The organism is Flavobacterium sp. IMCC34518 (genome assembly GCF_027111095.2).
Classification (GTDB): domain Bacteria; phylum Bacteroidota; class Bacteroidia; order Flavobacteriales; family Flavobacteriaceae; genus Flavobacterium; species Flavobacterium praedii.
In genome coordinates, this window is the sequence record NZ_CP114284.2 from 2,766,472 (window position 1) to 2,791,305 (window position 24,834).

General features: G+C 34.9%; 41 protein-coding genes. 12 read left to right on the forward strand and 29 right to left on the reverse strand.

Annotated features, from left to right (window positions below):
- The first annotated feature begins 2 nt into the window (after positions 1-2).
- The 7 genes from OZP06_RS11795 (at position 3) to OZP06_RS11825 (ending at position 5,856) form a co-directional block, all read left to right on the forward strand.
- Positions 3-248 (forward strand): hypothetical protein, encoded by a 246-nt coding sequence (locus tag OZP06_RS11795; protein ID WP_269222017.1) that lies wholly within the window; start codon positions 3-5, stop codon positions 246-248.
- Entirely contained in the window at positions 248-1,768 is a 1,521-nt protein-coding gene (locus OZP06_RS11800; RefSeq protein ID WP_281323750.1) for a hypothetical protein, read from the forward strand. The genes OZP06_RS11795 and OZP06_RS11800 overlap by 1 nt, the downstream gene beginning before the upstream one ends.
- Positions 1,768-2,184, forward strand: a complete 417-nt coding sequence (locus tag OZP06_RS11805; protein WP_281323751.1) for a phage protein Gp36 family protein — start codon at positions 1,768-1,770, stop codon at positions 2,182-2,184. Before OZP06_RS11800 ends, OZP06_RS11805 begins: the two co-directional genes overlap by 1 nt.
- A gap of 2 nt (positions 2,185-2,186) precedes the next feature.
- Entirely contained in the window at positions 2,187-3,437 is a 1,251-nt protein-coding gene (locus OZP06_RS11810) for a DUF935 family protein (RefSeq protein ID WP_281323752.1), read from the forward strand.
- A gap of 140 nt (positions 3,438-3,577) precedes the next feature.
- The gene (locus tag OZP06_RS11815) at positions 3,578-4,708 is read left to right on the forward strand and encodes a phage minor head protein (protein ID WP_269222022.1); all 1,131 of its coding nucleotides are present in this window, start codon (positions 3,578-3,580) and stop codon (positions 4,706-4,708) included.
- A 74-nt stretch (positions 4,709-4,782) separates the two neighbouring features.
- On the forward strand, positions 4,783-5,292 hold the full coding sequence (locus OZP06_RS11820; protein ID WP_281323753.1) for a phage virion morphogenesis protein: 510 nt from the start codon (positions 4,783-4,785) through the stop codon (positions 5,290-5,292).
- Between the two features lie 15 nt (positions 5,293-5,307).
- The gene (locus OZP06_RS11825; RefSeq protein WP_269222024.1) at positions 5,308-5,856 is read left to right on the forward strand and encodes a hypothetical protein; all 549 of its coding nucleotides are present in this window, start codon (positions 5,308-5,310) and stop codon (positions 5,854-5,856) included.
- Here OZP06_RS11825 and OZP06_RS11830 read toward each other — a convergent pair.
- The 23 genes from OZP06_RS11830 to OZP06_RS11940 form a co-directional block, all read right to left on the reverse strand.
- Entirely contained in the window at positions 5,853-6,032 is a 180-nt protein-coding gene (locus OZP06_RS11830; protein ID WP_281323754.1) for a hypothetical protein, read from the reverse strand. The genes OZP06_RS11825 and OZP06_RS11830 overlap by 4 nt on opposite strands.
- Before the next feature lie 134 nt (positions 6,033-6,166).
- A complete protein-coding gene (locus OZP06_RS11835) occupies positions 6,167-6,559 on the reverse strand; it encodes a hypothetical protein (protein ID WP_269222026.1) in 393 nt (130 codons plus the stop codon).
- 27 nt (positions 6,560-6,586) lie between these two features.
- A complete protein-coding gene (locus OZP06_RS11840; RefSeq protein ID WP_269222027.1) occupies positions 6,587-6,838 on the reverse strand; it encodes a hypothetical protein in 252 nt (83 codons plus the stop codon).
- A 42-nt stretch (positions 6,839-6,880) separates the two neighbouring features.
- Complete coding sequence (locus tag OZP06_RS11845) at positions 6,881-7,393, reverse strand: hypothetical protein (protein ID WP_269222028.1); 513 nt, start codon at positions 7,391-7,393, stop codon at positions 6,881-6,883.
- A complete protein-coding gene (locus OZP06_RS11850) occupies positions 7,390-7,527 on the reverse strand; it encodes a hypothetical protein (protein ID WP_269222029.1) in 138 nt (45 codons plus the stop codon). Before OZP06_RS11850 ends, OZP06_RS11845 begins: the two co-directional genes overlap by 4 nt.
- Positions 7,524-7,808, reverse strand: coding sequence for a hypothetical protein (locus OZP06_RS11855; protein WP_269222030.1), 285 nt, complete (start codon positions 7,806-7,808; stop codon positions 7,524-7,526). Before OZP06_RS11855 ends, OZP06_RS11850 begins: the two co-directional genes overlap by 4 nt.
- A 15-nt stretch (positions 7,809-7,823) precedes the next feature.
- On the reverse strand, positions 7,824-8,270 hold the full coding sequence (locus tag OZP06_RS11860) for a hypothetical protein (protein ID WP_269222031.1): 447 nt from the start codon (positions 8,268-8,270) through the stop codon (positions 7,824-7,826).
- Positions 8,228-8,614: a DUF4406 domain-containing protein gene (locus tag OZP06_RS11865; RefSeq protein WP_281323755.1), complete on the reverse strand. Its 387-nt coding sequence runs from the start codon at positions 8,612-8,614 to the stop codon at positions 8,228-8,230. Before OZP06_RS11865 ends, OZP06_RS11860 begins: the two co-directional genes overlap by 43 nt.
- A complete protein-coding gene (locus OZP06_RS11870) occupies positions 8,611-8,889 on the reverse strand; it encodes a hypothetical protein (RefSeq protein ID WP_269222032.1) in 279 nt (92 codons plus the stop codon). The genes OZP06_RS11865 and OZP06_RS11870 overlap by 4 nt, the downstream gene beginning before the upstream one ends.
- Positions 8,864-9,028, reverse strand: coding sequence for a hypothetical protein (locus tag OZP06_RS11875; RefSeq protein ID WP_269222033.1), 165 nt, complete (start codon positions 9,026-9,028; stop codon positions 8,864-8,866). The genes OZP06_RS11870 and OZP06_RS11875 overlap by 26 nt, the downstream gene beginning before the upstream one ends.
- Positions 9,028-9,354, reverse strand: coding sequence for a hypothetical protein (locus tag OZP06_RS11880; protein WP_281323756.1), 327 nt, complete (start codon positions 9,352-9,354; stop codon positions 9,028-9,030). The genes OZP06_RS11875 and OZP06_RS11880 overlap by 1 nt, the downstream gene beginning before the upstream one ends.
- Before the next feature lies 1 nt (position 9,355).
- The gene (locus OZP06_RS11885; RefSeq protein WP_269222035.1) at positions 9,356-9,499 is read right to left on the reverse strand and encodes a hypothetical protein; all 144 of its coding nucleotides are present in this window, start codon (positions 9,497-9,499) and stop codon (positions 9,356-9,358) included.
- A 209-nt stretch (positions 9,500-9,708) separates the two neighbouring features.
- A complete protein-coding gene (locus tag OZP06_RS11890; RefSeq protein WP_269222036.1) occupies positions 9,709-10,062 on the reverse strand; it encodes a hypothetical protein in 354 nt (117 codons plus the stop codon).
- Complete coding sequence (locus tag OZP06_RS11895; RefSeq protein WP_269222037.1) at positions 10,049-10,216, reverse strand: hypothetical protein; 168 nt, start codon at positions 10,214-10,216, stop codon at positions 10,049-10,051. Before OZP06_RS11895 ends, OZP06_RS11890 begins: the two co-directional genes overlap by 14 nt.
- Before the next feature lie 83 nt (positions 10,217-10,299).
- Positions 10,300-10,572, reverse strand: a complete 273-nt coding sequence (locus OZP06_RS11900; protein ID WP_269222038.1) for a hypothetical protein — start codon at positions 10,570-10,572, stop codon at positions 10,300-10,302.
- 5 nt (positions 10,573-10,577) lie between these two features.
- Positions 10,578-10,778: a hypothetical protein gene (locus OZP06_RS11905; RefSeq protein WP_269222039.1), complete on the reverse strand. Its 201-nt coding sequence runs from the start codon at positions 10,776-10,778 to the stop codon at positions 10,578-10,580.
- Positions 10,779-10,894: 116 nt separating this feature from the next.
- Positions 10,895-11,620, reverse strand: coding sequence for a DUF3164 family protein (locus OZP06_RS11910; RefSeq protein WP_269222040.1), 726 nt, complete (start codon positions 11,618-11,620; stop codon positions 10,895-10,897).
- 4 nt (positions 11,621-11,624) lie between these two features.
- On the reverse strand, positions 11,625-11,891 hold the full coding sequence (locus OZP06_RS11915) for a hypothetical protein (protein WP_269222041.1): 267 nt from the start codon (positions 11,889-11,891) through the stop codon (positions 11,625-11,627).
- On the reverse strand, positions 11,888-12,073 hold the full coding sequence (locus OZP06_RS11920) for a hypothetical protein (RefSeq protein ID WP_269222042.1): 186 nt from the start codon (positions 12,071-12,073) through the stop codon (positions 11,888-11,890). The genes OZP06_RS11915 and OZP06_RS11920 overlap by 4 nt, the downstream gene beginning before the upstream one ends.
- Positions 12,063-12,434, reverse strand: coding sequence for a hypothetical protein (locus OZP06_RS11925; protein WP_269222043.1), 372 nt, complete (start codon positions 12,432-12,434; stop codon positions 12,063-12,065). The genes OZP06_RS11920 and OZP06_RS11925 overlap by 11 nt, the downstream gene beginning before the upstream one ends.
- Positions 12,435-12,437: 3 nt before the next feature.
- Positions 12,438-13,082 carry an ATP-binding protein gene (locus OZP06_RS11930; RefSeq protein ID WP_281323757.1) on the reverse strand — a complete coding sequence of 215 codons (645 nt, stop codon included), beginning with the start codon at positions 13,080-13,082 and terminating at the stop codon, positions 12,438-12,440.
- A gap of 1 nt (position 13,083) precedes the next feature.
- Positions 13,084-13,929, reverse strand: a complete 846-nt coding sequence (locus OZP06_RS11935; RefSeq protein ID WP_269222045.1) for an ATP-binding protein — start codon at positions 13,927-13,929, stop codon at positions 13,084-13,086.
- A gap of 17 nt (positions 13,930-13,946) precedes the next feature.
- Positions 13,947-15,929 (reverse strand): hypothetical protein, encoded by a 1,983-nt coding sequence (locus OZP06_RS11940; RefSeq protein WP_269222046.1) that lies wholly within the window; start codon positions 15,927-15,929, stop codon positions 13,947-13,949.
- Positions 15,930-16,048: 119 nt separating this feature from the next.
- On the opposite strand from OZP06_RS11940, the gene OZP06_RS11945 reads away from it, so the two are divergent.
- A complete protein-coding gene (locus OZP06_RS11945; RefSeq protein ID WP_269222047.1) occupies positions 16,049-16,459 on the forward strand; it encodes a hypothetical protein in 411 nt (136 codons plus the stop codon).
- Position 16,460: 1 nt separating this feature from the next.
- On the opposite strand, the gene OZP06_RS11950 is transcribed toward OZP06_RS11945, so the two are convergent.
- On the reverse strand, positions 16,461-16,640 hold the full coding sequence (locus OZP06_RS11950) for a hypothetical protein (protein WP_281323758.1): 180 nt from the start codon (positions 16,638-16,640) through the stop codon (positions 16,461-16,463).
- A gap of 43 nt (positions 16,641-16,683) precedes the next feature.
- Here OZP06_RS11950 and OZP06_RS11955 point away from each other — a divergent pair, with 43 nt between their 5' ends.
- From OZP06_RS11955 to OZP06_RS11965, 3 genes are all read left to right on the forward strand, one after another.
- Positions 16,684-17,487 carry a LexA family transcriptional regulator gene (locus tag OZP06_RS11955; RefSeq protein WP_281323759.1) on the forward strand — a complete coding sequence of 268 codons (804 nt, stop codon included), beginning with the start codon at positions 16,684-16,686 and terminating at the stop codon, positions 17,485-17,487.
- Between the two features lie 548 nt (positions 17,488-18,035).
- Positions 18,036-18,692 carry an SDR family NAD(P)-dependent oxidoreductase gene (locus tag OZP06_RS11960; protein ID WP_269222049.1) on the forward strand — a complete coding sequence of 219 codons (657 nt, stop codon included), beginning with the start codon at positions 18,036-18,038 and terminating at the stop codon, positions 18,690-18,692.
- Positions 18,693-18,702: 10 nt separating this feature from the next.
- Positions 18,703-19,314: an NAD(P)-binding domain-containing protein gene (locus OZP06_RS11965; protein WP_269222050.1), complete on the forward strand. Its 612-nt coding sequence runs from the start codon at positions 18,703-18,705 to the stop codon at positions 19,312-19,314.
- 363 nt (positions 19,315-19,677) lie between these two features.
- Here the strand turns inward: OZP06_RS11965 and OZP06_RS11970 are convergent, their stop codons facing one another.
- From OZP06_RS11970 to OZP06_RS11980, 3 genes are all read right to left on the reverse strand, one after another.
- Positions 19,678-20,184 carry a hypothetical protein gene (locus tag OZP06_RS11970; protein WP_281237715.1) on the reverse strand — a complete coding sequence of 169 codons (507 nt, stop codon included), beginning with the start codon at positions 20,182-20,184 and terminating at the stop codon, positions 19,678-19,680.
- Between the two features lie 77 nt (positions 20,185-20,261).
- Positions 20,262-20,825 carry a Crp/Fnr family transcriptional regulator gene (locus OZP06_RS11975; protein WP_269222052.1) on the reverse strand — a complete coding sequence of 188 codons (564 nt, stop codon included), beginning with the start codon at positions 20,823-20,825 and terminating at the stop codon, positions 20,262-20,264.
- A 183-nt stretch (positions 20,826-21,008) separates the two neighbouring features.
- A complete protein-coding gene (locus tag OZP06_RS11980) occupies positions 21,009-21,155 on the reverse strand; it encodes a hypothetical protein (protein ID WP_269222053.1) in 147 nt (48 codons plus the stop codon).
- A 1,084-nt stretch (positions 21,156-22,239) separates the two neighbouring features.
- Between OZP06_RS11980 and OZP06_RS11985 the strand changes: the two genes are divergently transcribed.
- A complete protein-coding gene (locus OZP06_RS11985; protein ID WP_269222054.1) occupies positions 22,240-23,772 on the forward strand; it encodes an IS1182 family transposase in 1,533 nt (510 codons plus the stop codon).
- Positions 23,773-24,001: 229 nt separating this feature from the next.
- Here OZP06_RS11985 and OZP06_RS11990 read toward each other — a convergent pair whose 3' ends face one another.
- Both OZP06_RS11990 and OZP06_RS11995 read right to left on the reverse strand, forming a co-directional pair.
- Positions 24,002-24,148, reverse strand: coding sequence for a hypothetical protein (locus OZP06_RS11990; RefSeq protein ID WP_157490498.1), 147 nt, complete (start codon positions 24,146-24,148; stop codon positions 24,002-24,004).
- A gap of 2 nt (positions 24,149-24,150) precedes the next feature.
- Complete coding sequence (locus tag OZP06_RS11995; RefSeq protein ID WP_064714013.1) at positions 24,151-24,681, reverse strand: hypothetical protein; 531 nt, start codon at positions 24,679-24,681, stop codon at positions 24,151-24,153.
- Between the last annotated feature and the right edge of the window lie 153 nt (positions 24,682-24,834).

Here is a 24,834-nt window from a genome sequence, read left to right on the forward strand (position 1 = left end):
TCATGTTTAAACTTATCATTTCATTATTGCTTAATAAAGCAACTTCCCACGATTGGAAAATACAAATCGCTGCAGCTTTATTAAAAGATGCTTTTTTTAAAGAAACCAAAGTGGGAGATATAGTATCCTATAAAAAAATAGGACACAAAAACTACAAACGCAAGGAAGTTGTAGGCATCGCTTATAACTTCAAAACAAACGAAATAAAATCATTGACGGAAGAGCACAGCTTTAGAGGTAATATATAATGAAGCATCTTGATAAAATAGCGCAAAAACGGTTTCTTGAAAAGATAAACTTAATTCGTGCCTCGGGTGGTTCTGTTGACCCAAACGAGACAAAGGAACAAAAACTTGTACGTATTGAGAAAGCTAGCAAGGATTATCGTTTTATGGTTAATTATTACTTTCCTCATTATGCTACTGCTGATTGTGCTGATTTTCATGTCGAATTTGCCAATATGGTTGCCAAAAACAAAGTATTCAAAGGTTTTGCAGAGTGGGGCCGTGGATTAGCAAAATCAGTTACAACCGATATTCTTATTCCTTTTTGGCTACATTATTTAAAAAAAGAGCCAATGTATTTGGTAATCATTGGTAACAATGAAAAAAAATCTATTCAATTGCTTGCCGATATTCGGGCAGAATTGGAAAACAACCCTAGAATTATAGCCGACTTTGGGGAGCAAAAGATGCTGGGAAGTTGGGAAGAGGGATTTTTCACAACTAAAAGCGGTTTCATTGGTCAGGCTCTTGGTATGGGACAATCTGTAAGGGGTTTGCGTGTCCAGGACAAACGTCCTAACTATTTAGTTCCTGACGATATTGAAACTAAAGACACTATCAAAAATGAGAAACGTCAGGACGATGTTGTCGAGTGGATTTTGTATGATTTGATTCCAACAATGGACGGCGAAATTAGACGATTTATACAGTCAAATAATGCAGCATTTCCAATCATGATTCAAAAGAAGTTACAAATCTTAAATCCAAAATGGAAAGTACACCACATTAAGGCTTACGACAAAGTAACGTATGCTCCACGATGGAAAGAAAAATATAAACCTGATTACTATAAAATTTTAGAGCAGGAAATTGGCATTTTGCCTTGTTTGGCTGAATACAATAATGAGCCTCACGTAAAAGGAAAGATTTTTACAGAGGAATTAATCCAATGGAGCAAACTCCCCCGATTAGACCATTTCGAGCATGTAGTTGCACATTGGGATGTTGCCTATGCAGGAACTGCCACAGCCGATTACAATGCAGTAAGGATTTGGGGGCTCAAAGAAAAAAAGTTCTACCTCATTGATTGTTTTGTCAAAAAAACAAAAATGCGTGCTGCGCTTGAATTTATGGCTGACTACGAAAAGGAACTTCCTAAAAGCGTAAGGGTACATTGGAGGTTTGAAGCACAATTCTGGAATGACGAAGTGGAGCGAACAATAAGAGAAGTTGAGGACGCATTTGAAATTGATTTACGAATGACTAAAGTTGACAATCCCCGAATTAAAAAATACGATAGAATTGTATCGATACATCCTTATTATCAAAATGGACGTGTGTATTGGAACGAAAAACTAAAAAGCCATAATGACACTCAGGTCGGCAAAGCGCAACTTTTAGGCATAGAACCGGGCTATCACGGACACGATGATGCACCCGATTCTGACGAGCAATGCATTAGCTTTTTATCAAAACATATTTATGAAAAGTCAAAAGGCGGAAAGCCAATGACTGGAAGAGTTGAACGCAAACACGTATACTAATGGCACTATATTTTTTAGAAAAGAAGGACTTAATCGCTCAAATATTTGAGGACTATCTAGATGATAGCATCGAAGACGATTTAGACATACTCGATACCGTAGAACTTGAAAATATAGCTCTAATGAAAGGTAAGTTTAGAGACCGCTACGATGTGGCTAAAATATTCCTGACTAGTGAAGACTATGAAGACAAACCATTAGTTAAAAAAGTGCTATGCGCCCTGGTCAACTATTGCATTGTAAAGAGAAACAAAGCTCGCAAAATTCCCACCACTTTTAGTGAGGAATACAAATGGGCAATGCAATGGCTAAAAGACGTTAAGGACGGTAAAGAAACACCCGCTTTTCCTGTACTGGAAATTACTCGTAAAGAAGTAAAATGGGGCAATAGTAAAAACGAAGACCTTTATTTATAATTATGGCACAAGGAGCAAAAGTAGGTAGAACCTACGACAATAGACCGTCAAACATCATATTGCCAAAGAGCAAATCACTGCAAGTTCAAACTCTAAAAAAGTGGAAAGATGCAATGACATTGGCGCAGCTTGCAGAAAATGCAAATCGTAAGCCTTTATTAGACTTATACGACAGTATATTATTAGATAGTCATTTAGCAAGCGTTATAGAAAGCCGGACATTAAAAATAAAGCAATCCCGTTTTAAACTTGTAGATGCTTCAGGGAAAACGAATCCCGAAATAAATAAGCTTTTTGAGCTACCTTGGTTCAACTCATTCATTCACCACGCTATTACAGCGAAATTCAGAGGTACAACTGTTGTAGAACTTTGGGACTTGAATTCCGAAACAATGGGACTAGAAAACGTGAACGCCATAGAGCAAGAAAACGTTTTACCTCTCAAAGGATTAATTGTAAAAGAAAACGGAGACGAAACAGGTTACTCGTACAAAGAAGATCCGCTAAAACCCTATTACATTCAAATAGGTAAAAACAAAGACTTAGGTATCCTTAAAGATGTTGCGCCCGATGCTTTGGCAAAGAAATTTGCTCTAGCAGCTTGGAATGAATATATTGAAAAATATGGTATTCCACCACGTTGGGTTACAACTGACAGCTATAGCGAAAGTCGTGAGAATGAATTAGCCGATATGATGGCTAACATGGTAAGCAACCATTGGGCGGTGTTGAAAGGCAATGAAAAAATTGAAGTAATGAACTCGACTGGATCTAGTTCTTATGAGATTTTTGATAAGCACATAGAACGACGTAACTCCGAAATGACTAAAAGAATTTTAGGTCAGGACGGTACCACCGATGCAGGAGCTACCGGAACCTATGGCAGTCTAAAAGTAATGCAAGACGTTTCTCAAGATCGTCATGATTCCGATAAAACGGATATTAAGGATTTAATTAATGCAGAACTTATTTGGCGTTTACAGTTGATTAGTCCTATATATGGAGTGCTGAAAAACTACACTTTCGATTGGGATGAGTCCAAAGAAATGACACCAATCGAAGTAGTTGATGCAGCCGTGAAATTAGCTAATGCAGGTTTTTTACCAGACATTAAATTCATAACTGATAAAACAGGAATTCCAATTACAGGAATGAAACAAGATGCTTTGCCAGTTCCTCCGGTTAATCCTGGTACTCAAAAAAAAAAGTCTCAAAAGTTACAGCCAGTAGCTTTTTACAGAACGAAACTATAGCATTTTACAATCATAAATGTGATCACGAACATGATAAATTTGAAGCTGTTGAACTAACTAATTATACTAAACTAATTGAGAAAGTTGCCAAACAGCTACACGAAGGAACGTTAAAACCTTCTGATCTGAATAGTGACTTATTGACCACAATTTTGGACGATGTTAAAGGAGCTTTAGTAGATGGTTACGGTAATACCTTTGTTGATTACAGTACAAATGCAAAGAGCAAATTACAGCTCAACCAAAACTTGTATCGCTTTTCGGGTGCAAAAACGTATCAAGAGTTGGCAAAGATGAATTACTTTTTAGATAAAAATAAATCATTTGCCGACTTCAAAAAAGAGGCTTTGAAAGTGAATGAGCAATACAATTTACAATACCTAAAACAGGAGTATGGAGTTGCTAATCGTTCGGGTGCAATGGCAGAAAAATGGCAAAAATATCAAAGTCAAAAGCATTTATACCCAAACTTGACTTATAAAACCGTTAAAGATAATCATGTACGTCCAGAGCATCAAAGTCAGCATGATATTACTAAACCAATTGATGATCCTTATTGGGACAAATGGTATCCACCCAATGGATGGGGTCCTTGTAGATGTTATACCATTCAATCTGATGCGGAACCAACCAAAGGAACTCCCGAAGGAAACCCAACACCAGGCTTTCATGGAAACGTAGGTAAAACTAATATGGCATTTAATGAAGAGGAACATCCTTACTTTATATTTCCAGCCGCCGATGCCAAAAAAATCAAGGCAAGTTTTGAAAACATGAAGCTTGCAGAACCCGATTATAATTTAGTTCATACCAATAAAAAAGCAACATTAGAAGTGTCTACATGGGCAGACCCGTATGATATTGAGTCAAACCATAAGTATGCCAAAATTCTAGTAGACGAATTGGGTATAAACGTAAAAATTAAGCCTCACAGTGAGTTTATAAAAGACCGCAAAAACCCAGAATATGAAATTAACGGACTCAATTCTGATTTGAAAAACATTGAATCTATAAAAGGGATTACCAACAGCTTTGATAATGCTAAAAAACAAATGGGAATAGGTAAAAATCATTACTCAATTGTGTTTTCCCTGGACAACATTAAAAAGCTAAAATTGGAGGATATTACAAAGCAATTATCGAATAAGTTTAGTCCAACAAGAGGAAAACAAATTGATCGGGTTTTCTTTATTCGAAATGGTAAAGCAGTGGAGTTGACCAGAGATAATATACTAAAAAAGGAGTACGGAAAATTGGAAGGAATTCTATAAAAAAGGGAGAGGGCTTGCATCGTTACCGATCCGCGCCCTCATTTATATAGTGCAAATATATACAAATATTCAACATGTTAGAGAAAATCCCCGATTTTAATAAAATAGGTCGCCAATTAATCATTGATGCACAGACAATTGCCGAGGTTGAAATGATAAATTTCATTATGGGTAATTTTGAAAGGCAAGGTTTTCTTGATACGTCAATACAACCATGGCAGGAGCGAAAAAACAATACTGATTCGGGACGTGCCATTTTGACCCAATCAGGAGCTTTGCGCGATAGTGTAAAAATATCAAGTAGTAGTATTCAGCAGGTTGTTGCTAGCTCTGATTCTAAATATGCTAAAATTAATAATGAAGGAGGCTTAGTAAACATACCTGTAACTGCCAAAATGCGAAAGTTTTTTTGGTTCAAATACAAACAGACAGGCGAAGGCAAATACAAAGGAATGGCATTGACTAAGAAAACACATTTTACCTTTACAATACCTAAACGCCAATTTATGGGACCGTCCGAAGCTTTTAATAATTTGATTGATGCTAAGTTTAAAAAGATGATTTTACAACGATTTAAAAACTAATTAAATACCTTTTAAATGAAAGATTTAAAAAACTTATACCTAGAACACGAGCAAAGAATTACCGATAATATTCCAAAAATAAAGCATATAGATTTGTGGAGCGAGCAAGTTTCATTTATGGCCGATGAGCATCCATTTAAATCACCTGCAGTATTTTTTGGATACCGTGTATTGGGTACCGAAGATCAAGGTGAAAAAATTCAAGAATTACGCCTGCAGGTAGATCTCTATTTATTCTACGAAACCTTTGCAGACACGTCAAAAGGAAGTAAGAAGCAACAAAAAGCCCTTAATTTTCTTGATTATTTGGCGCAAATAAACGCCTGTTTTCACGCTACTTTTGGTAATTACTACAGTAATATGCGTCGCACAGGATTTAACCCCGTAGAAACAGGCGGGGCGGGTATATTGTACGTGCAACGCTATGAGTTAACAATGATTGATGATTCGGCAAAAGACTTGTATGTAAATATGAAGTTTGAGCAAATGGAAACGGAAGTAATTAGGGAAGTTGTGCCACCAGTAGGCAATCAAAGCAATTTGTACGGAGATATTGAAGTCTAACGATAAATATAGGTTTCTACCGTTTTGGGACGCAAATAGAATTTTTGAGCTGTCGCCGCTGTGCAATATGCAATAGTATACTTTTTTACACCAAAATCCATTACCGAAGAGAGCTTATTGAAATAAGCAACAATCTCCTGTTTTTTTTGATTTTGTAGGTTTATATCTCTTGGCATGTGACAAATATAAAAAACTTTTATGGCATAAAAAAACCCACTTTTTCAAGTGGGTAAAATGGTATTAAATTGTTTTTGAGTGTTTACTTAAGTTCTGGACTGATTATATAAAATCCATCGGTCATTCAGTTAAATTATTCATATAACATTGGCTCAACTTGTACCTCATAATTTGTTGCGCCATCAATACTCATTGCAAGGCAATCAACTACTTTGGTTTTACCCGCACCAAGATTTAAAATAGTACCCTGACCAGTCCCAACAATATTATTGCCTTTATCGGTGTACACTATTTTTATAAGACCTGTACTCAATAATTTATCTGTATTATTTTTTACTTCAACATGTACAGTTCTAGTCATGTCAGTTGTAGTTTCATTATGCCTAATAACTTCAATGTCTTCTTTTTCTGTTTCGGTGGCTACTGTGTTGGAAGTAGCTTTGGTTTTTTTATCACTATCAGGTAATAATAAACCTAAAACAATTAATCCCACAAATGCAATTCCAACCCATTTTAATACTTTCATAATTTTAGTTTTATAGTTATTTATCTTCTATTTATCTTCTTTTAATATAATGGGTGGCTGTGTATGATTTCTAATCAGTTTATCGAATTCTTTTAAGAGTTCCTGATTAGCCGTTACTAAATGTTCAATAATTTCATAAGGATTAACTCCTCTAGTTAAAAGCTCAACGGCCTTGTGTGTGTATGCATCAGTACTGTAATTATTTTCAATAAATTGCTTATTGAATTTAGCAATTACCTCACGCCTTTTTTGCTCGTATTCTTCCTGTGTTAAATCCATTGCTTATTTTTTTAATTAGTTTTCAAATGTAGTATTTTTTTTCTAATACCTTAAATCTGTCCAGTGAATAATTTTACCCGTGAAGTCTTTATTAAAGTAATCAAAGAAATCCTCTATTGTGTCGAATCCATCGTTATGTGCTAAGTGTAGCATTTTATTATTACTTTCTAGCGAGAAATCTTGCATGTAAAAACATTTATCATCAATGAATACCATTGCTTTTTTTGTTTTTGTGTATGTAATGAGAATTTTTTGTGTACTCACCACTGGCAGAACTGGAGCAAACCGAAACATATTTGGTTGACGGCAATTGATAAAGAAATCAATTATTGTTCCTACTTTCCAACGGTTGTTTTTATCGTCTCGGATAGTGTTGAACTTTGGATATATGCTGTCTGGAATATCCCATTGATCAATTACATTATTTATAGCAGCTTCATTTCTAAATCTATGATAACCTATGAGGTTTAAATGACTTCTTAAAAGTCCAAGCCATATTTTTTCAATAAAATAGGTTGGCTTGCTGTTGATCTGTGTGCTAAATGGTAGTATCATTTTCTCTTTTTCTTTTTAGGAGTTAAATGAGTCATCTTGTTCTTTTTCTTTTGCCATTTCAGTTTACCAGACTTAGCAACTTTTTGGTAGTCTTGGACTTCTCTTTCGAGTTCAGCCATGTTTTTTGTTATCATGATAAATCAGTTTGAACGTTATACATTGAAATACTGATGACATCATCCACATAAAAAAGTGTGTCATCTTTATTTGCTTCATGAGTTTTTAGCGAAGGCACCGCTGCATTACCTTTGTAGCTTCTTAATGCATTTTCATAAAGCTGTTTTACAAAATTGGAAGCTTCATTTTTATTGGTAAAAAGAATACAATCTATTAGTTGCAATTCATTTAAAATTAAGAGTTGTAATTTGTTTTTTGTCGAGTAGGTTTTGGTAACCTTTGTAAATTGTTTTGGCATTAGTATTTGCTTTTATTATTTATACTCATTTTCGTAATATCTACCATTGATATAGGTGGCAAGATGTGCTTGTGCTATTTTGCTGTGTGCTAGATATTTTTTATAAATAGGAATCGATAGAAAACATTTGATAACCGATTCCTCTTTCAGTTTTTCAAATGCCTTTTCAGCGTGGAATTTTGCAATTTTATGATCGTATAATTTCCAAAGTGCTTCAAAACATAGATCGGCGGGTGACTTTTCAACCTCAAATACTTTCTTGTATTTTTTATCTCTCATCCAAATAGTTTTCATTATGCTTTCGGTAGCAGGAAAATGAGAAAACAACCACTTTATTTGTTCTTCATTCAATTCCCCTTCAGATATTTCAAAGAGCTTTAAATTGCCGTTTAAATCATATTTAAATAGGAATACTAATCCTATTTCTTTGCCTTTGGCTCGGTACGTTGTGAGTTGTTCCATTCTTGGAGATCATTAAGGTTATTAAAAGTGGGTATGCCTAATTGGTCGCATATTTCAACTTCAAGTTTTGCGCCTTTGCTTCGCATCCAGTCATCATGAAGGATTACACCGTCACACTCCAAAATGGCATTAATACATTTTTTCATTGCAAAAACCCATATTTCACGCTCTGAACTTTGGCGAATTTCAGCATCTCCAAACAAGTTATTTTGCACTAACTCAACAGGGTTTACAAATTCAAGTCCTAATTCTTTTATTTGAGTGGCCGTAGTGCAAAATTTTACTGCCACTTCTTTAAATGGCAATCCCGTTACCTTACCAGCGATGTATATTTTTTTTATCATGGTTTTGGATTGTTTCGTATAAATGTTAAAATGGTTTCTACTGTTGAAGCGTGGCTTTTTACATGACGGACTGTTAAGTAATCTTCATCATTAAAACTTACTTTAGCCTCTACATATTCATTGTTTATAAAGTGGCAAATCACTTTGTATTTGTTAATTACTATGTATTTATCAGGCTGAACTTTTACTTTAAATTCAGGTACCTTTTGAGCAATCTGTTTGATTCCTGTCATCAACATTTGCCAATCTTTAATTAAGTTGTCTTTTAGTTCCATTAGCTGCTAATAATATTACGGGTTTGGTGTGTTTGAAATTCTTTGATATTTCAAGAGCTTCTTTTTTGAGCCTTGCTTCGGTTTGAAATATACTTTCAGCTTTCTCGGTAGGTTTCGGGACTTTACTTTTTATGGGCATTATGCTAATTTTTGATTAAGTTTATTGGTTACTTTTCGAATTAAATTGCTTGAAAAAATATCGCTTTCCTCAAAGTGTAATAAATATTGCTCCAAGGCTTCCGCTTCGTGCCATTTGAGTGTTAGCTCATGCGGTTTGTCGGCTATAGCTAACTGACGGCTTAATTTTTGAGCCTTTGGTACTACTTTATCAACAATATCAATCAAGATGCTATAAGCGCTTTTTTTTTCTTTTCCTAATTGCTGTAAGTTGATTGTGTTTACAAGGCTCACTTTTTCGGAAATTACCCTTAGTTCGTCAGAGCTAAGTTTTAGTTTTATTTTCATATTAACATTCTATTTTAGGTTCTGATAATGGTTCACCACATTCGGCACAAACTAGTATGGTTCTTTCACATGTAACAATACTTTCAAGTACCACTATTTCGGCTATGTCGTGGGGACATATTTCTATGATGCTATAATGTTCCATGTTTGTGATATAACTTGCAATTGGCACAGTAAAGGCGTCCGTTTTTTACTTGAACAGGCATTTCAATTTCACATTGAAAGCAATAGATTGTTTTGGTAGATTTCTTTTTAGATGGCCATGATAACCATGTACAAATACCTGCAGCATAACCTGACGTAAAACACCAAAACATTAACCAGTGGAAATCTTTTATGAGTTCTTCTTTCATCTTACTTGTATGTTGATTTTACTATTCCCTTGAAAGCTTCTATTATCTTTGAAACCTCCCACGGTTCCATCTTTTTTAAAGGCTTTTTAATGGGTGATTTATCGCTCTTTAAAAACTCGCTTAGCCTTGGTAAGTCTGCCACTTCACCCCATCTTTCGTGCGGTATTGTCCATTGTGCCTGTCTAAGTAACGAGAGTAGTGTTTTGTGCTGTTGGTTATTTTTATCGAATAATCCCCAGTTGCTTTGGTCTTGGTTCTGGCTACTCTTCGGGGTCGGGGTCGTTGACTTTGGATTGAAATAATCATCAACGGGTGAGCCTTCCCCTGTGTAGATTCTTGGTTTAGTTGCTGTCATTATTTAAAAATTTGATTATTACCTGTTGTAGTTCTTTATATTTCAGCGGATCTATTTTATAAGGATTAATATATAATACCGTTTCGGCATCTTTTTCAATCACAACAGCCTTCGATGACGGAACTGATATGTTCCTTAATGTATAATTACTCATTGTCTTATTGTCTTAAATTTGCTCCCGAGGCGGGACTCGAACCCGCAAAAGCCATTTTCACTCGGGACACCGACTAACTCAACTTATTTTGTGTCTTCTCTATCTTGAAAAATCAGTTTATTACAAATATGGTTGAACTCTAATGGGTCAGGTTTTTGACCTGTTATTTTGCTAAAAATGTGCTGCGGCACTCTTGTGCCTAATACGTGAAATAAATCGTTTAGATTTCCGTCTTTCTCTATTTGATTTATATCAATATAGTTTTCGGAATCTTTATCAAAACAGGTTTGAATTGCGCTTAGAATCTTTACTTGTAACTGAATTTGTACTTCTAATTTTTGTTCTTTTTTTGACATAATTGTTATCCTTTATATGTTGCTTTGGTGTGTTTTTTGAATTTTGGATTGTTAATCACGAGCTTTTCATAATTGCGGAAGGCTCTAAGTTCTTTATCGGACAGATCACTTTTGCTTGTCCAGTTATTGAACTGGTCTTTATAAACGTAATGTTCATTTACTTGGTAGCTTTCGTGGTCAGTTATTGGGGCTATGGTTACTCTCATTGTTTTCTAGCTGTTTGAAATAAATCTTAATTTTGAATCGAAGCCATTCGAAGTAGTTTAGAATGGCTTTTCCGTTGAGTACTGCTAGGAGAATGGCTAGCAGTACTGTAGTGCAACTAATCGACTGCATCGGTTTCAATTACTGGTTCATTGTAGAATTCAAATTTGTAACCTTTTGAAAAATCAACCGCCGACATAGACAAAGGAATTGGTGTCTTTACTTTATTTTCGTCTATTAAATTCGCCTCTACAAACCAAACAGAGCGTACAGGCTTGTACGCCTTTGAAATAATATCTACACCATCGGTAAACTCTTCATTGTTGAATTTTTGGGTAAGCTTTTGAAGCTCCAAAACTCTACTCCCTTTTAAATTTCCTTTGGCATCCTTTTTTAGCAGTGTAAAAACGCCCTCTACCAGTGCCTCAGTTTCGGGATTGTTAGCAAGTGAAGTAATGAATTTTTCTACTTTGGCAATTCCTGTGTTTGCTGTATCGTCCCAACCATCTGTAATACGGTATCCGATTGTGATTTCGCCTTTATCACTTGAAAAGGTATGAGATTGCTGTTTTTCTTTAATTCCGTACACATCGGCTTTTAGCTTTAGAATATCTTCGAAAAATTGAAAGGCTTCGGTTTTGGCATTTGAAAGTATCTCGGATGCAGTACATAATTTAAATATGGCTTTGGGTACTGTTTGTTCTACTAAATCCTTATAGGCTTGACGATCATCATCTTTTTTTGCTTCTACTTTTGCCAAAGCTTCTTTTAATTGTTCTGCTGTAAAGTCTTTTAATAAATCTACTGTTTTTGTTGCTTCTTGGATCATTTCTGTTGTACTCATGGGTTTAATTTGTTATTAAGTGATTGTCGATTACTTTTTGGGTGATAAAGCGAATTTTGCTCTCTAATTTTGGTGGGCATTGGTATTGCCTAACTTCGCTTTGGGGCGTTTCTTGGTTTAATTGGCTTAGCAATGCGCCCCGTTCCTGATTGATGCAGATGCGTTCTAATGTGGTAAAACAAGCAGGTTTTCCAAATATCTGTTGTTCTGAACAGTAGATTAATACTGCAAACAAATCATCGTGACGGTTAATTATTTGAACTGTACTCATACGTTTTGGAAATTATGTTCTCTTAAATCGAAGGTGTCACGCTCGTAGGTTCTAGCTTCGGTTAGCTTTCTTAAATCGGTTTCGATTATGGTTCGGTTTGGGTTATTTGGATTGTCTTGTAGCGATTGTTCTAGCTCGGTAATTTTGTTTTCGAGTTGTAGTGGGGTCATGTTAGTTGGCATAATAAACTGGTGTATGAGTTACTATTAGATTTGAAAAGTCCTTATTTCGTTTAATTTTTTCTAACAATGCTTTGGGATGAATTACCATTACTCTAGCTGTACAAGCTTTGTAGTGTGCCTGAAGTTGGTCGGGTTGTGGAGGAATAACATTTACAATTTTTAAGAATTGAAGCTCACATTTGTGATACTCGCTCATAAACCATTTATTAACCTGAGCATTTGCCAATAGTTGTTGCACGATGCTTGGATATTGGCCATAAAGTTGGCACCATTTCATCATGCTTAATAATAGTCTGTCCTCGTATTCTTCAGATGACCATTGTAGGTAATCTTTAATTTGGTTTTGGGTTGTTATATTCATTGCTTATCCTTTTTCTAATAGTTTAACTTGTCTGTCGTTGTAACCTTTTTGCCATATTATGCGAGGTTCGTAGGCCTCAAATCTGTTTTTCTCAATTACAGCTTGATAATCTGTCACATTTACCACTATGTCTGCATCATAATAAATGTCATCGGCAATTTTGCCTTTTGGTTTTTTACCATCAGCTCCACTAATCCAAATAAATGTAGTGTCTTGGAACTGGCTGATAAAGTCGAAATAATGTTCGGTTCGCATCTTTCTAAAAAAATATTGAACCGAATCAATTACTACTATCTTTGGTTGTCGCTGTCGGCTTAACCTTGCCGTTAACTGAACTATATTTTCCTGATGGTAATTGAAACCTGTAACTCCTTTCATATTGTTTCGTTTCAAAGCCATTTTAAACCCTTTTTTCATACCCTCCTCCGAAGTATTGTAGTGTACTTTTTGAGAGTTCACACATATCTGTTTGACCACTTGCAACACATAAGATGTTTTTCCTTGTCCCGAACCGCCATATACTAACCAATGACTATTGCCCAACTGCGGTTCGCCTAAATGTTCCTTCCATTCTTCGTCTATTTTTATGGTTTTAAATTTTATTCTTTCAATATCTTCGTAACTGTATGCTCTGGGGACTTTTATCATTTTATGCTACCTTTTTTTGATTTAGGTAATAACTCTCTACATCTTGCTTGACCCTTCTTAAATCACCTTCGCAATTGCCGAAAATAGTTTCTATTCTATCGAGGTCTGTTAAGCCGTTTTCTACACAAACAGCGTTTACATCGGCTAGTGTGAGTGGTTTTAGTTTCAAAAACTTTCTGCCAATTCTAGACCACAACTCGAAGTACCCAGAGCGATCTGCTTTTACACCTCGTTTGATTCTTTTTTCGAGTGCAGGAACTCCAGATAATAAAAAACCACAATGCCCTACTAAATCATTGTAGAAGTCTATAAAGAAATCCATCGAACCATCCTTTAGCTTATCCATTTGGTCAATGATTACTAGTGGTTTGTCTAAACCGCTTAAGTGGTCAATAAACCGCTCTACTAAATCTTCGGTTGTGCCAAAATCATCTAATCCACAAGCTGTAACGAGTGCTTTTGCGTAGCTTTTTGATTTCCAAAATGTTTTACATTCGATATAAATAACATTGGGTAATGTGCTTGCGATTAACTTGTAGGTTTGGCTTTTGCCCGCTCCTGCATCGTAGGATATTCCGAAGCTGATAGACTTTTCTTTTGCCTTTTCGGCGTGGCGATAGATATATTCTAGATTGGTGGTTTGGGCGGTTTTCCAATCCAACTCAATGCGAAGCTTCACTTTTACTTTACGCCACATTTCATCTTTTATTAATCCCCAATTCTCGTTTATCATTTGGCTAATGGTAGCCGATGATACACCTGCTTTCGTCGCTACTTTGTTTTGAGATGTCAAAGCGCATAGGTGTTTTATCTCTTTTGTAATTTGGTGTTTTTGTTCTGTTGTCATTGCTGGTGTTGGTTAGGTTAAAAATCGTATTCGTTATCTACTGCTTCGGTTATTAATTGCTCTACTTTGGTCATATTGCCACCCATTTTTATAAGCAAATCGGTGTCTTCTATTAGCGATTGTCTATTGATGCCTGTACGATCTTCGAGTGCTTTTAATTCTCGTTGCGTTTGTTCTAATTCTAATTTTCGAACTTGCATATCGGCAAGCCATCTTTCTTTGTCGCCTTCTTTCATTAAAGCGGGTATGTTTTGATGTTTGCGTTTCGGTTCTGCATTGGCTACCCATACATAATTGTCTTTTTCGTCTTTGGAGTAGAGTTGGACATATCCGTCCAGAAAATCGGGATCATACCGTACTTTAAATTTCTTACCGATGTTTTTGTACCTAAAATCACTATCGACTTTGCCTTTTTTATTGTAAACTTCAAATTCATAATCGACACCGCCAATGTTTAGATTCATTCCAGAACCTTTGTAGGTTACTAGTTTCTTGGTTTCTTCAATCCACATCTTATCCATTATATCCCAAAGCGTAAGAGGTTCTTTCATTGGCATTTCATGCTGATAGACTTCGCTACGGCTCATTTTAAAATGTGGATGTTTGTTATCGTTCCAAATATTGACAGCTGCTAACCACGCTTTTTGTAATTCGTCAACTGTTTTCAAATGATCTTTATTTTCAAGAATGAAATCGGTGTTCATCTTATTGTCGTCACGTCTAACGGTCACACCTTGACCGTCTGAAAACCAAAATTTGGTTATAACTTGCTGTTGTATTCTTTGAAATAAATTTTCGGCAGGATTACCGTGATTTTTGGCTTTATTAGGATGATGTATGCCACCTTCGAGTGCCATAAGTGAATCGTAAAGCGATTGCATTCTATCCATTTTATGACCTCCCTGATTGTCATAAGTGAGGTAATAAGGGCGACATTGTGCCTCATTAACCGCCATTTTAACCGCTTTGAAATGCTCTATATGACTTTCGGTAAAGGATAAGTCCCAACCTATTATTTTTTCGGAATAGACATCAAACATCACGTCAATTTTAAGCTTTGCGCCCATTTTATTAGAGCTTTCATCCCAGTAGTGAATCCAGTCAAGTTTTGTGCCGTCAATCGCCCAGTATGCGTTAGGAAACCAGTCGCTTCTATCTCTAGTGATAGTGTGTTTGTACTTTTTGTTGTAGGCAGATATTCCGTGGCGCGCTAGTGTCCAGATGCGTTCTCTCTCGGGTTCATAAAGCCAGTTATAAATAGCTGCTTCGGTCAAAGTGTCCCAGTTGCGTTTGACAGCTTCCCTATCATAATCCTGCAATACTTCAGGGATAGACATTTTGTTTGGTAAGCAATATTTAGCAAGTATAAAATCGGCAATATCATCTTTGATTTTCTGAGCATTCTTTTGTCCTTCACCTTTGTGAAGAAGAACTTCGTAGCCATTTTTTAAATACTCCTCATATTTGGCTTTTAATCGTCTAGGGTTTCCAGGTAGAGAGAAGTTCCATTTTTTTGGATTGATAGCATTAACGGCATCACTAATATTTTTCCAAATCTCAGTTGGTTTTCGCCCGAATGTTTTAGACTTTGTTAAACGATCATTAAGTACTATTCGAATGGCATTTAAAATGATGGCATTGGTTGCTTTTATTCTTTGATCTTCAAGTGATATAGGTTTTCCACAAGGTTTGCGGTGTTCTGCGAAAAATCGTATTGCTTTGACGTCTGGAATAATGTAGTTTTCTAATTTATTGCGAACCACAACCTCCTTGGGTTCACCTAAAGCTTCAATGCACAGTTTTTTAAAATCAACACCTTGATGCACTGGTAAATCGTGAAAACTTACAAACGGTTCATTACCTGGTCCACGTCCTTCTTTGGTACGGACTAATTTTCCTCGGGTGCATAATTTTAGATAGTTTTTGTAAGTAACCAATCCCCAGTCCTCATAAAGAAGTTTAGCAGGGATGGATAGTAGGTTATTATGGTGTTCGTACATAATTTAAACAGGGTTTAAATGGTCTTTTTTTGTTCCCGCCCAGTACTCGAAACTAGGAGTGTGCCACTCGGGAGTAATCACTATATTTGAAACATCTAACCTTTAAAAATTATAGTGATATGAGTATTAATTCATCTATTGAGCAAATTGTCCAACTAAAAGAAACTATTCGTGACTTGTTAATGGATTTTCTAAAACATATAGTTACCGTTGCGAGTGCTTTGCTTGCAATACTTGTGTCTTTAGAGAAACCACCATATCACAACAACCTCCTTTTTTATGCTTTACTACTGTCCCTATTATTGTCCATCCTTTTTGGGACATCAGCCCTATACATTGTGCTAGTTCAGCACCGCAGGATGGGCAAGGATCTTGTGGAATCGGTGCAAGAACAAATCCGTCAGAATAAAGAAAACTACAAACCCGTTTTTTCAAAACAGAATAAGCTTCTCTCAATTTGTGAAGTGGTTTGCATAGTCTCGTTTTTAGTTTCGGTAATTTCATTGGTAGGGTATGCCGTTATTATTTAGATTAATCCTCTATTACTATTCCTTCCGCTTCTTGCAACAAAAGCTCTTTAGCTCTTAGCCTTATTTTTTTTGCTAACTCTGAATTATTGTAATAGTCAAGTGCCATTTTCACATTTTGCTTACTGGTTTTAAATTCCGTTGCCATTTGGGTTTTAAATTCTGGATGGATTCTTATTTTCATATCTTTGCTTTTTATACTATGTTTTGAAAGTGTTTTTTAAAACTTGTATTTTGTATTTTGTTTTACAAATATAGAAAATATATTTTCTATAAAACAAATAACCGATAATATATTTGCGATGATAAAAAAAAGAATTATTCAATTACTTGAATATAAAGGGATTGCCAAGGAAGAATTTTACAAAAAAATAGGTGTTACGTCTGCTAATTTCAGAGGAAAAGCAAGTGAAACACCTGTGAATTCAAAAACAATCGAAAATATATTATCGGAAATTTCAGATTTGAATTTAGATTGGCTTCTAACAGGTACAGGATCCATGCTAAAAGAAAAATTGAATGCTTTTAGTGAACCTTCTATAAATCATACTCGTGAAGAGAAAAAACTAATCCCATTATATGATGGTGTGGCCACAGCAGGAACCCTAGAAACGGCTATGCTTGACCCAACTCATGAATCTGTAGAAATGATTGATGCGGGGGACTGGTTTCGTGATGCTACCGCAGCAATGCGCGTACATGGAGATAGTATGTATCCGGAATACAAGTCAGGAAGTATTGCAGCATTGCGAGAGGTTCAAAATAAAAGGTTAGTTGTGTATGGTCAAGACTATCTAATAGAAACAACAGAGTACAGAGTTATTAAGAGACTCCAAAAAAGTGATCTGCCACAAAACTGGCTAGCATGTTCCGTTAATGAGGAAAAATATGAGAGTTCCGGGCGTTTAATCCACGAACCCTTTGATGTCCATATTGATGATGTAAAAAGACTCTATCAGGTGCTAGGAAATGTGAAGCGAAACCAAAGTAGTACTGTTATTCATGCTGGCAAGCCCATAAAACGAACATAAAACCTCAATTAATCAAGGATTTAACATTTATATTTATGTGTTTTTCATGTATTTACACCCCCTAACTCAAAGTGTTTTTAAGTACTAAACACCTTTTTTGTGTAGTTTCGGTATAGTTTCGGGTTATTATTTTGGTGTTTTTTGTCCACCTATTTGTCCATCTATTTGTCCATGTATAGAGTTTTTTACCTAAATAACGTTTTTGGGCAAGTTTGGGGTTTGGGCATAAAAAAAGCCTGCCATAATAGGCAAGCTTTTCATTAAAACAAGGTCGTTAAGGCTTGTAAATAGTAGTTTTATGTATATTTATAGGCGTAGGTGGTAGTTAGTAGCTTATATGGGTAATTAATCGCTATTTCAATGGTAGTAAAACGGTACTTAATAGTAGCTAAATGCACATTTTAAATTATTCCAGTTTTCGACCTTTTTTGGTGTGAAGTATTGGTTTTATTGGTTTTTTCGACCTTTTTTTATTTAATGTGTGTGTACATTTCTTTTAATAGCCCCTATAAGTTTCACAAAAATATTAATTCATAAAAATTTTAAGTATGAAAAAATTAATTACAATTATAGGAGCAGGACCTGGAATAAGTCAAGGTGTTGCTGATAAGTTTGGTAAAGAAAATTTCAAGATTGCTCTCATTTCGAGAACAGAAAGCAAACTACAAGAGCAAGTTATGGACTTGGCTAAAAATGGAATAGATGCTACTTATGCTGTTGCAGATGTAGCTAATCAAGATAGTTTGAAAAGTGCGCTACTATCCATCAAAGAAAAAGAAGGTCATGCAGAAGTTATTTTATACAATGCCGTGGCATTTTCTGGAATGGATATTTTAGACCAAAAATGGGAAACTATCAGAGAACAAATGGATGTTAATGTTGGTGGTTACTTTAATCTAATGAAAATGGTTTTGCCTTTCTGTATCAAAGAAAATAAAGGGAACCTTTTTGTTACCAATGGTGGTTTCGCTTTGAGTGGAGACGATCAATTAACATCATTGAGTGTTGGAAAAGCAGCTTTAAGAAATTTAGTTCAAGCATTTCAGAAAAAAGCAACTGGAACTAATGTTCATATCGCTCAATTAACCGTTTGTGGTTTTGTGAATCCCAACGATGAAAAGTATAGCCCAAAAGCAATAGCTGAACAATATTGGAAACTTTATTTGCAAAATATAGAACAATTTGAACTAGAAATTATTTACTAAAAAGAAAAAAATGAAAATAGCAATTATTGGCACTGGAAACGTAGGCGGTGCATTAGCGACCAATTGGTCAAAAAAAGGACATACCATAAATTTAGGTGTGCAAGATGTGAATAATTTTAAAGGCGTTGAGTTAATGAAAAATCAGAACACAACTATTTTTTCAATAAATGAAGCCGTTGCAAAATCAGATGTAATTTTGATAGCCACACCACCAACTGCCATTTTTGAAATTCTAGAACAAATGGGCGATGTTTCAGGCAAAACAATTATTGATGCTACAAATTCAGTTGTGAAAAGTCCTGAACCTTATAAAACTGTTTATCACGCTTTGGCAGACAAAACCAATGCAGAAATAGTAAAATGTTTCAATACCACAGGTTTTGAAAATATGTTAAATCCCATTTACAATGGCGAAGCCATTGATATGTTTATGGCAGGTGAAAGAGAAAGTGCAAAATCTGTTGCTTTACAATTATCAACTGATGCAGGATTTGGTTCTTGCATAGATTTTGGCAAGTCCGACAAAGTAGAACTTTTAGAAAAATTCGCATTGTCGTGGATAAATTTAGCAATAATGCAAGGTCACGGTCGTAATTTGGCTTTTAAAGTTGTCCGTAGATAACCAGATTACCCAGATTCGAAGTCTCCCGATTTCGAACTTTTTTAAATGTTCTTGTAAAATGTAAATCTACTAAAAGTCTCCTGACTTTTACCGTGAATACCTTTGTTATTAAAAATGCTTTAGAGTTTGTATTTCGAAATTAAGATATAATTACATAATAATGGTTTTGTTCTTTTTATGATGATTTTAAAAAAAATATGCTGTTGCAAAGGTCTATTCGTTAAAAGTCGGGAGACTTTTGACATGTTTAAGGCTTTCAAGAACTTTTAAAAAATGTACGAAGTCGGGAGACTTCGTAGAGCTGCGCACGCAACGAAACCCTAGCTGTTAGGCGTAGGCAATTCTATTCAGTCGCCTGCTTAATTAAAAAAGTTCTTTCAATTTAAACTTTGGTAAACCAAAAGGTAAAGCAACAATTGCAATAAACCATAAGATTGGTCCGCCATAAGTACCCCAGTCACCCTTAATATGTCCTGGTGTTACCTGTAGAAACAAAAATGACAAATCGGCTAATCCTATAATGAAAAATCCTATAAAATATGCTAGCCAAGGTTTGCTGTTTTTCCATAACATTACACCTAATAAAATACCTAGCATTCCATAACCAGCAACGTCTAAACAAAAATTCAAAATAAAGTTTGCAGTTACTTTAAGTGTCATCGGGTCTGTGGCAAATTGGAATTTGTCAGCTGGCATTTTGTCTCCACCAAGTAATGCACTCCATAAACCTTTATTTGGGTCGGTAATGTATTGGCTAACACCTATGAAACCTACATAAATGTGTAGAACACCCCAAATAACATATGCTATTGACCCGATTTTAATTGCATTGTTAAGTCTTTTTTGATTTTCTATTTTGCTATTGTCCATTTTTATTAAATTTTAATTAATCAATGGTACAAAATTGCAACTATAAAACTGAATACTTTTTTACCTAAGTTAAAAAATCATTTCTTAGATCTTATTCTGCTTAAAGTTACTTGTGAAATCCCTAAATAACTTGCGGTCTCTCCCAAACTTATCCTCTGCAATAAATGATGGTTTTCATTTATAAACTCTTTATAAAGTTCTGTTGCATCTGCGTCAAACATTTCTTTAATACGCTTTAAATTTACAACGGCTGCCATTGTAAATAGTTTTCTCGAAAAGGTTTCAAATGAATGATGTTTTCTACACAATTCGTCAAAATCAGCATAATCAATAGTGCTGGTTTCAGTGTCCTCCAAAGCAATTGTATTGAATTGCGATGGTGTTTGATTAGCAAAACTGTCTAGAACCGTAAAGAAATTAGTCTCTAAAAAAAACCGTAGAATAAAAACTCTGTCTTTATGATGATAGTAATGCTTTACCAAACCTTTGTCAATAAAGAATAGATTTTTACAAATTTGTCCTTCTGTGTTTATGACTTGTCCTTTTCTAAAAGACTTTGATTTCAGTCTGGGCAAAAGGTCTTCTTCGGCTTCTTTTGAAAGCTGAGAAACTTTGTTCACATATTTTGTAAATTCTGACATCTCTTATTTGTCGTATGTTCTTAGTGTGTCTTTTGCTTACGCCTAACGTTCCCGCGCTACAAGCGGTTTGGGACTAAATTAAGCCCTATTTTCGGACTTGCCAAATCTTCCAAATACAAACCATTTTCAAATTAAACCTAATACCCAAATTGCTTGTAGCGTGTGTTGGCAATAGTGCTTTCTTTATGGTTTAATTCGTATGATTTGATTATCTTTCAATATAATCAAATCACTATTCATTTTCTTTTTGAACTCAATTAATTTTTCATAAACTTTGTCCATTCCTTCCAATATTTTAGTTTGGTTTTGTGTTCTTTTATGAGTTTTCATTATAGTAATTTTTTAGTTTATTGAATTTAATTTCATTCAAAATATTCACTTCTGATTCCAATGTTTTTTCCGCTATTAATTCAGGTTTTCCCGCTGAATTGTCAAAAATCATAACTTCGTCAACAATTGAAAGATAAATTTCAAATAAGTTTTTTATCCCATTCTTGTATCTTCTGCGAATAACGTCATTTTTAATATTATGACCTCAGCTCTTCGAAGTCTCCCGACTTCGAACTTTTTTAAATGTTCTTGTAAAATGTAAATCTACTAAAAGTCTCCTGACTTTTACCGTGAATACCTTTATTATTAAAAATGCTTTAGATTTTGTATTTCGAAATTAAGATATAACTACATAATAATGGTTTTGTTCTCTTTATGATGATTTTAAAAAAAAATATGCTGTTGCAAAGGTCTATTCGTTAAAAGTCGGGAGACTTTTGACATGTTTAAGGCTTTCAAGAACTTTTAAAAAATGTACGAAGTCGGGAGACTTCGTAGAGCTGGGGATTTTAAATTCTGGAATATTATATTCAAAGTAACAATACCGAGTATAGTCATCATTAAATCAAGCCAGTCAAATGTTCCTAAACCCTTAATAAGTTCTAATAATTCATATGCCAAAAGTAGTCCAAAGGTATAGAAACTATAAATCAATAGTTTACGTTTTGACTCAATATAATTAAGGCTCTTATTTCTCAGACAAAATATAGGTAAAGCAAATGCGCACCCAAAACTAGGTATTATACCAAACCAAAATAATACAGTAGAATTCCCCTTAAAAAAAGGCCTTAATTCCATAGGTAAAACATATAAAGTCCACCCAAAAATGAATAATAAAATTAGAGGTAGACTTTTTTTATTCCTAATGCCTAATGCAGAAATTACAAGAATTAAAAAAAGGATTAAAACTATTTTACCAGTAAATTGTCCAAATTGATACATTTATAATTTTATTTGTAAATTTTTTATACGTTTCAAAAGTTTGTATTACCGCCAACGTCAGTCTGTGAAAAAACCTCCGTTTGCTTACGAACAAATATAGCAAAAAAGTTGTGTCAAAACAGGAATTTTCGTATTTTTAAGAATGCAACATATCTCAGGAATTTCCCGTCATCAGATGCGTATTTCAAGTTTAGAAGACGCTATCGCACCCGATAATCAAGTACGTTTTATAGATGCATTTGTGACCTTTGTAGACCTTGCCAAACTTGGTTTTGCCATACAAACCATAAAAGGTGAAGGCCGTCCGAGTTATGACAGTAAAATGTTTCTAAAAATCTATTTATACGGCTACCTTAATGGATTAAGAAGTAGTCGTAAACTTGAAAAAGAATGCTTTAGAAACATTGAAATGCAGTGGCTCTTAGAATCTATTGTTCCTAATTATCACAGTATATCCGATTTTAGAAAGAACAATCCAGTAGCATTAAAGAACTTATTCAAACTCTATGTTGTCTTTTTGAAAGACGCTGATTTGATAGGGGGAGAAACCATTGCTATTGACGGTACCAAAAGCCGGGCACATAATAGCAAGAAAGCCAATTTTAATCAAAAGAAAATAGACAAACATCTGGAATATATTGACACCAAAACTCAAGAATATTTAAATGCTTTGGAGGAAAATGATACCAAAGAGAATTCTACAGAAATCAAAAACATTCAACAAAAGATAGAGCGTTTGCAACAGAATACAGTCCGTTATGAATTGCTGGAAGAAAAGCTAAAAGTAAGCGGCGAGCCTCAAATAAGCACTACCGATAGTGATGCCAGAGCCTTATTGGTTCAAGGACAAGTGGTTGAAATTTCATTCAATATACAGGCGGCTGTAGATGCCAAACACAATCTAGTGGTTGCCACGCACACTATCAACAAGAATGACCGCAGTGCCTTATCCGCCATTGCTATCGAAGCCAAGGAGAATCTAGAACTAGAAACTTATACCGCCCTTGTAGATAAAGGCTATCATAACGGTAAGCAAATAGACATCTGCAAACAAGCCAATATTACTACCATCGTAGCCCAACCCGAACAAGGTAAAAACCAAGAAAAAATAGCAGAAGACTATTTAATTTCTAAGTTTCAATACAACGCAATCAACGATACCTACACTTGTCCACAAGGCCAAACCCTTACCACCACAGGACACTGGCATAAGAAAACCGACAAAGAGAGTTATACCTTTAAAAGATACAGAACTTCTAAATGCAGAACTTGTCCAGTACAGCACTTATGCACAAGCCGAAAGGAGGGACGTAATATAGACCGCAGCCAATATGCCGAAGCGGTAGAAGAAAATAACCAACGCTATCATGCAAATGCTCAGTTGTACCGCAAACGCCAAGAGATCAACGAACACATTTTTGGCACCATTAAGCGGCAATGGGGTTACAATCACACCAATTTAACGGGACTCGAAAAAGTAAATGGCGAACACAGCCTAATTATGCTTGTGTACAACATCAAGCGCAGCATCAATATTCTTGGCGTTCCAGAACTCATTACCAAACTCCAAAAATGGAACTCACCCTACAAGGCAAAAGTCTTGTTTTGGCTAAAAAAGGAATATATAGCGCTTAAATCCGCTTTCATTTTTAGAGATTTCAACTTAGTTGCCTAAAAAAAAGAGCCTTCTAAAAAGGCTTTATTTGACTGGTAGCATCGTGAATTTTGAAGATTTTTGTGTGAAAAAGAGGTTTTTTCACAGCCTGACGTCCCCGCGCTACAAGCAGTTTGGGGTTAAATCAGCATTATCTTTCGGATTTGCCAAATCTTTCAAATACAAACCAATTTTTCCATTAAGCCAAATCCCTAAATTGCTTGTAGCGTGTGTTGTAGGATGTACATTTTTAGGTATTAAGTTTCTTTTTATCCGTTGCCTTTTTTGTTGATTTTTTCTTTTTAAAGAAGTCACTCAAAGCTTTTTCTTCGGACAATGTTAAAGAACTTAATCCTCCAATAGTATCAATTTCTAAATCTAATTTTTTAGTTTTCATAATTATTTATTTTGAAAATATTTATTGATTAATTTCAGTGCTGATTTTGTTTCAATTATCATAATTCTACCACCAAAATGAAATGCTCCTAATGTTTTTTCGTAATGTTCAACTAATTGTGATTTAGAAAGAAAAGAAACATTTCCATCGTGTCCACGCTGAAATGATAACTTACAAGCATATGCAACTAAATTTCCAGCTACACCAGCGTAAACTTTTGTTTGTCCTTTATTGAATGGAGCATTTTCAACAAGATGCATATAAACGTGGTCAGATTTGACTTCTAAACTGACAAGACCTTGAATGATTTTAGAGTTTCCCGAAATTGTAAGTTTATAAATATCTCTAACGGGATTTTTATATTCTTCGCTCCAATTAAAAAGCCAACCATTTTTCTTTGTTACAGATTTTAAATCAGAGTTTTGAAGAATGGAAATTTCAGTCTGAAAACTGTCTCCAGTAATCACGTTTTCAATTGAGTTTGTTAGTTTATCAATTATAAAATCTAAACCTATTTCTGCATCTTTATCCATTCAGCTAAATTAATCAATATAATCTAATTCTAAAAAGATTCGATGGTTTTTGCGGTTTTTTGGACGTATATCCTACAACGTCCCCGCGCTAAAAGCAGTTTGGGACTAAATTAAGCCCTATTTTCGGATTAGCCAAATCTTTCTGATACAAAA

Bases quoted from the DNA above. Each gene is read 5' to 3' on its own strand.
- OZP06_RS11965 (WP_269222050.1), top strand. From the start codon at position 18,703: ATGAAAATAGCAATTATTGGCACTGGAAACGTAGGCGGTGCATTAGCG.
- OZP06_RS11855 (WP_269222030.1), bottom strand. From the start codon at position 7,808: ATGCCAAAACAATTTACAAAGGTTACCAAAACCTACTCGACAAAAAAC.
- OZP06_RS11980 (WP_269222053.1), bottom strand. From the start codon at position 21,155: ATGAAAACTCATAAAAGAACACAAAACCAAACTAAAATATTGGAAGGA.
- OZP06_RS11935 (WP_269222045.1), bottom strand. From the start codon at position 13,929: ATGACAACAGAACAAAAACACCAAATTACAAAAGAGATAAAACACCTA.
- OZP06_RS11910 (WP_269222040.1), bottom strand. From the start codon at position 11,620: ATGAGTACAACAGAAATGATCCAAGAAGCAACAAAAACAGTAGATTTA.
- OZP06_RS11840 (WP_269222027.1), bottom strand. From the start codon at position 6,838: ATGGATTTAACACAGGAAGAATACGAGCAAAAAAGGCGTGAGGTAATT.
- OZP06_RS11835 (WP_269222026.1), bottom strand. From the start codon at position 6,559: ATGAAAGTATTAAAATGGGTTGGAATTGCATTTGTGGGATTAATTGTT.
- OZP06_RS11880 (WP_281323756.1), bottom strand. From the start codon at position 9,354: ATGAAAATAAAACTAAAACTTAGCTCTGACGAACTAAGGGTAATTTCC.
- OZP06_RS11975 (WP_269222052.1), bottom strand. From the start codon at position 20,825: ATGTCAGAATTTACAAAATATGTGAACAAAGTTTCTCAGCTTTCAAAA.
- OZP06_RS11940 (WP_269222046.1), bottom strand. From the start codon at position 15,929: ATGTACGAACACCATAATAACCTACTATCCATCCCTGCTAAACTTCTT.
- OZP06_RS11830 (WP_281323754.1), bottom strand. From the start codon at position 6,032: ATGCCAAGAGATATAAACCTACAAAATCAAAAAAAACAGGAGATTGTT.
- OZP06_RS11985 (WP_269222054.1), top strand. From the start codon at position 22,240: ATGCAACATATCTCAGGAATTTCCCGTCATCAGATGCGTATTTCAAGT.
- OZP06_RS11890 (WP_269222036.1), bottom strand. From the start codon at position 10,062: ATGACAGCAACTAAACCAAGAATCTACACAGGGGAAGGCTCACCCGTT.
- OZP06_RS11995 (WP_064714013.1), bottom strand. From the start codon at position 24,681: ATGGATAAAGATGCAGAAATAGGTTTAGATTTTATAATTGATAAACTA.
- OZP06_RS11960 (WP_269222049.1), top strand. From the start codon at position 18,036: ATGAAAAAATTAATTACAATTATAGGAGCAGGACCTGGAATAAGTCAA.
- OZP06_RS11920 (WP_269222042.1), bottom strand. From the start codon at position 12,073: ATGCCAACTAACATGACCCCACTACAACTCGAAAACAAAATTACCGAG.
- OZP06_RS11895 (WP_269222037.1), bottom strand. From the start codon at position 10,216: ATGAGTAATTATACATTAAGGAACATATCAGTTCCGTCATCGAAGGCT.
- OZP06_RS11900 (WP_269222038.1), bottom strand. From the start codon at position 10,572: ATGTCAAAAAAAGAACAAAAATTAGAAGTACAAATTCAGTTACAAGTA.
- OZP06_RS11865 (WP_281323755.1), bottom strand. From the start codon at position 8,614: ATGATAAAAAAAATATACATCGCTGGTAAGGTAACGGGATTGCCATTT.
- OZP06_RS11945 (WP_269222047.1), top strand. From the start codon at position 16,049: ATGAGTATTAATTCATCTATTGAGCAAATTGTCCAACTAAAAGAAACT.
- OZP06_RS11805 (WP_281323751.1), top strand. From the start codon at position 1,768: ATGGCACTATATTTTTTAGAAAAGAAGGACTTAATCGCTCAAATATTT.
- OZP06_RS11950 (WP_281323758.1), bottom strand. From the start codon at position 16,640: ATGAAAATAAGAATCCATCCAGAATTTAAAACCCAAATGGCAACGGAA.
- OZP06_RS11860 (WP_269222031.1), bottom strand. From the start codon at position 8,270: ATGGAACAACTCACAACGTACCGAGCCAAAGGCAAAGAAATAGGATTA.
- OZP06_RS11825 (WP_269222024.1), top strand. From the start codon at position 5,308: ATGAAAGATTTAAAAAACTTATACCTAGAACACGAGCAAAGAATTACC.
- OZP06_RS11850 (WP_269222029.1), bottom strand. From the start codon at position 7,527: ATGATAACAAAAAACATGGCTGAACTCGAAAGAGAAGTCCAAGACTAC.
- OZP06_RS11870 (WP_269222032.1), bottom strand. From the start codon at position 8,889: ATGGAACTAAAAGACAACTTAATTAAAGATTGGCAAATGTTGATGACA.
- OZP06_RS11905 (WP_269222039.1), bottom strand. From the start codon at position 10,778: ATGAGAGTAACCATAGCCCCAATAACTGACCACGAAAGCTACCAAGTA.
- OZP06_RS11990 (WP_157490498.1), bottom strand. From the start codon at position 24,148: ATGAAAACTAAAAAATTAGATTTAGAAATTGATACTATTGGAGGATTA.
- OZP06_RS11875 (WP_269222033.1), bottom strand. From the start codon at position 9,028: ATGCCCATAAAAAGTAAAGTCCCGAAACCTACCGAGAAAGCTGAAAGT.
- OZP06_RS11795 (WP_269222017.1), top strand. From the start codon at position 3: ATGTTTAAACTTATCATTTCATTATTGCTTAATAAAGCAACTTCCCAC.
- OZP06_RS11970 (WP_281237715.1), bottom strand. From the start codon at position 20,184: ATGGACAATAGCAAAATAGAAAATCAAAAAAGACTTAACAATGCAATT.
- OZP06_RS11925 (WP_269222043.1), bottom strand. From the start codon at position 12,434: ATGAATATAACAACCCAAAACCAAATTAAAGATTACCTACAATGGTCA.
- OZP06_RS11800 (WP_281323750.1), top strand. From the start codon at position 248: ATGAAGCATCTTGATAAAATAGCGCAAAAACGGTTTCTTGAAAAGATA.
- OZP06_RS11885 (WP_269222035.1), bottom strand. From the start codon at position 9,499: ATGGAACATTATAGCATCATAGAAATATGTCCCCACGACATAGCCGAA.
- OZP06_RS11810 (WP_281323752.1), top strand. From the start codon at position 2,187: ATGGCACAAGGAGCAAAAGTAGGTAGAACCTACGACAATAGACCGTCA.
- OZP06_RS11845 (WP_269222028.1), bottom strand. From the start codon at position 7,393: ATGATACTACCATTTAGCACACAGATCAACAGCAAGCCAACCTATTTT.
- OZP06_RS11820 (WP_281323753.1), top strand. From the start codon at position 4,783: ATGTTAGAGAAAATCCCCGATTTTAATAAAATAGGTCGCCAATTAATC.
- OZP06_RS11915 (WP_269222041.1), bottom strand. From the start codon at position 11,891: ATGAGTACAGTTCAAATAATTAACCGTCACGATGATTTGTTTGCAGTA.
- OZP06_RS11930 (WP_281323757.1), bottom strand. From the start codon at position 13,082: ATGATAAAAGTCCCCAGAGCATACAGTTACGAAGATATTGAAAGAATA.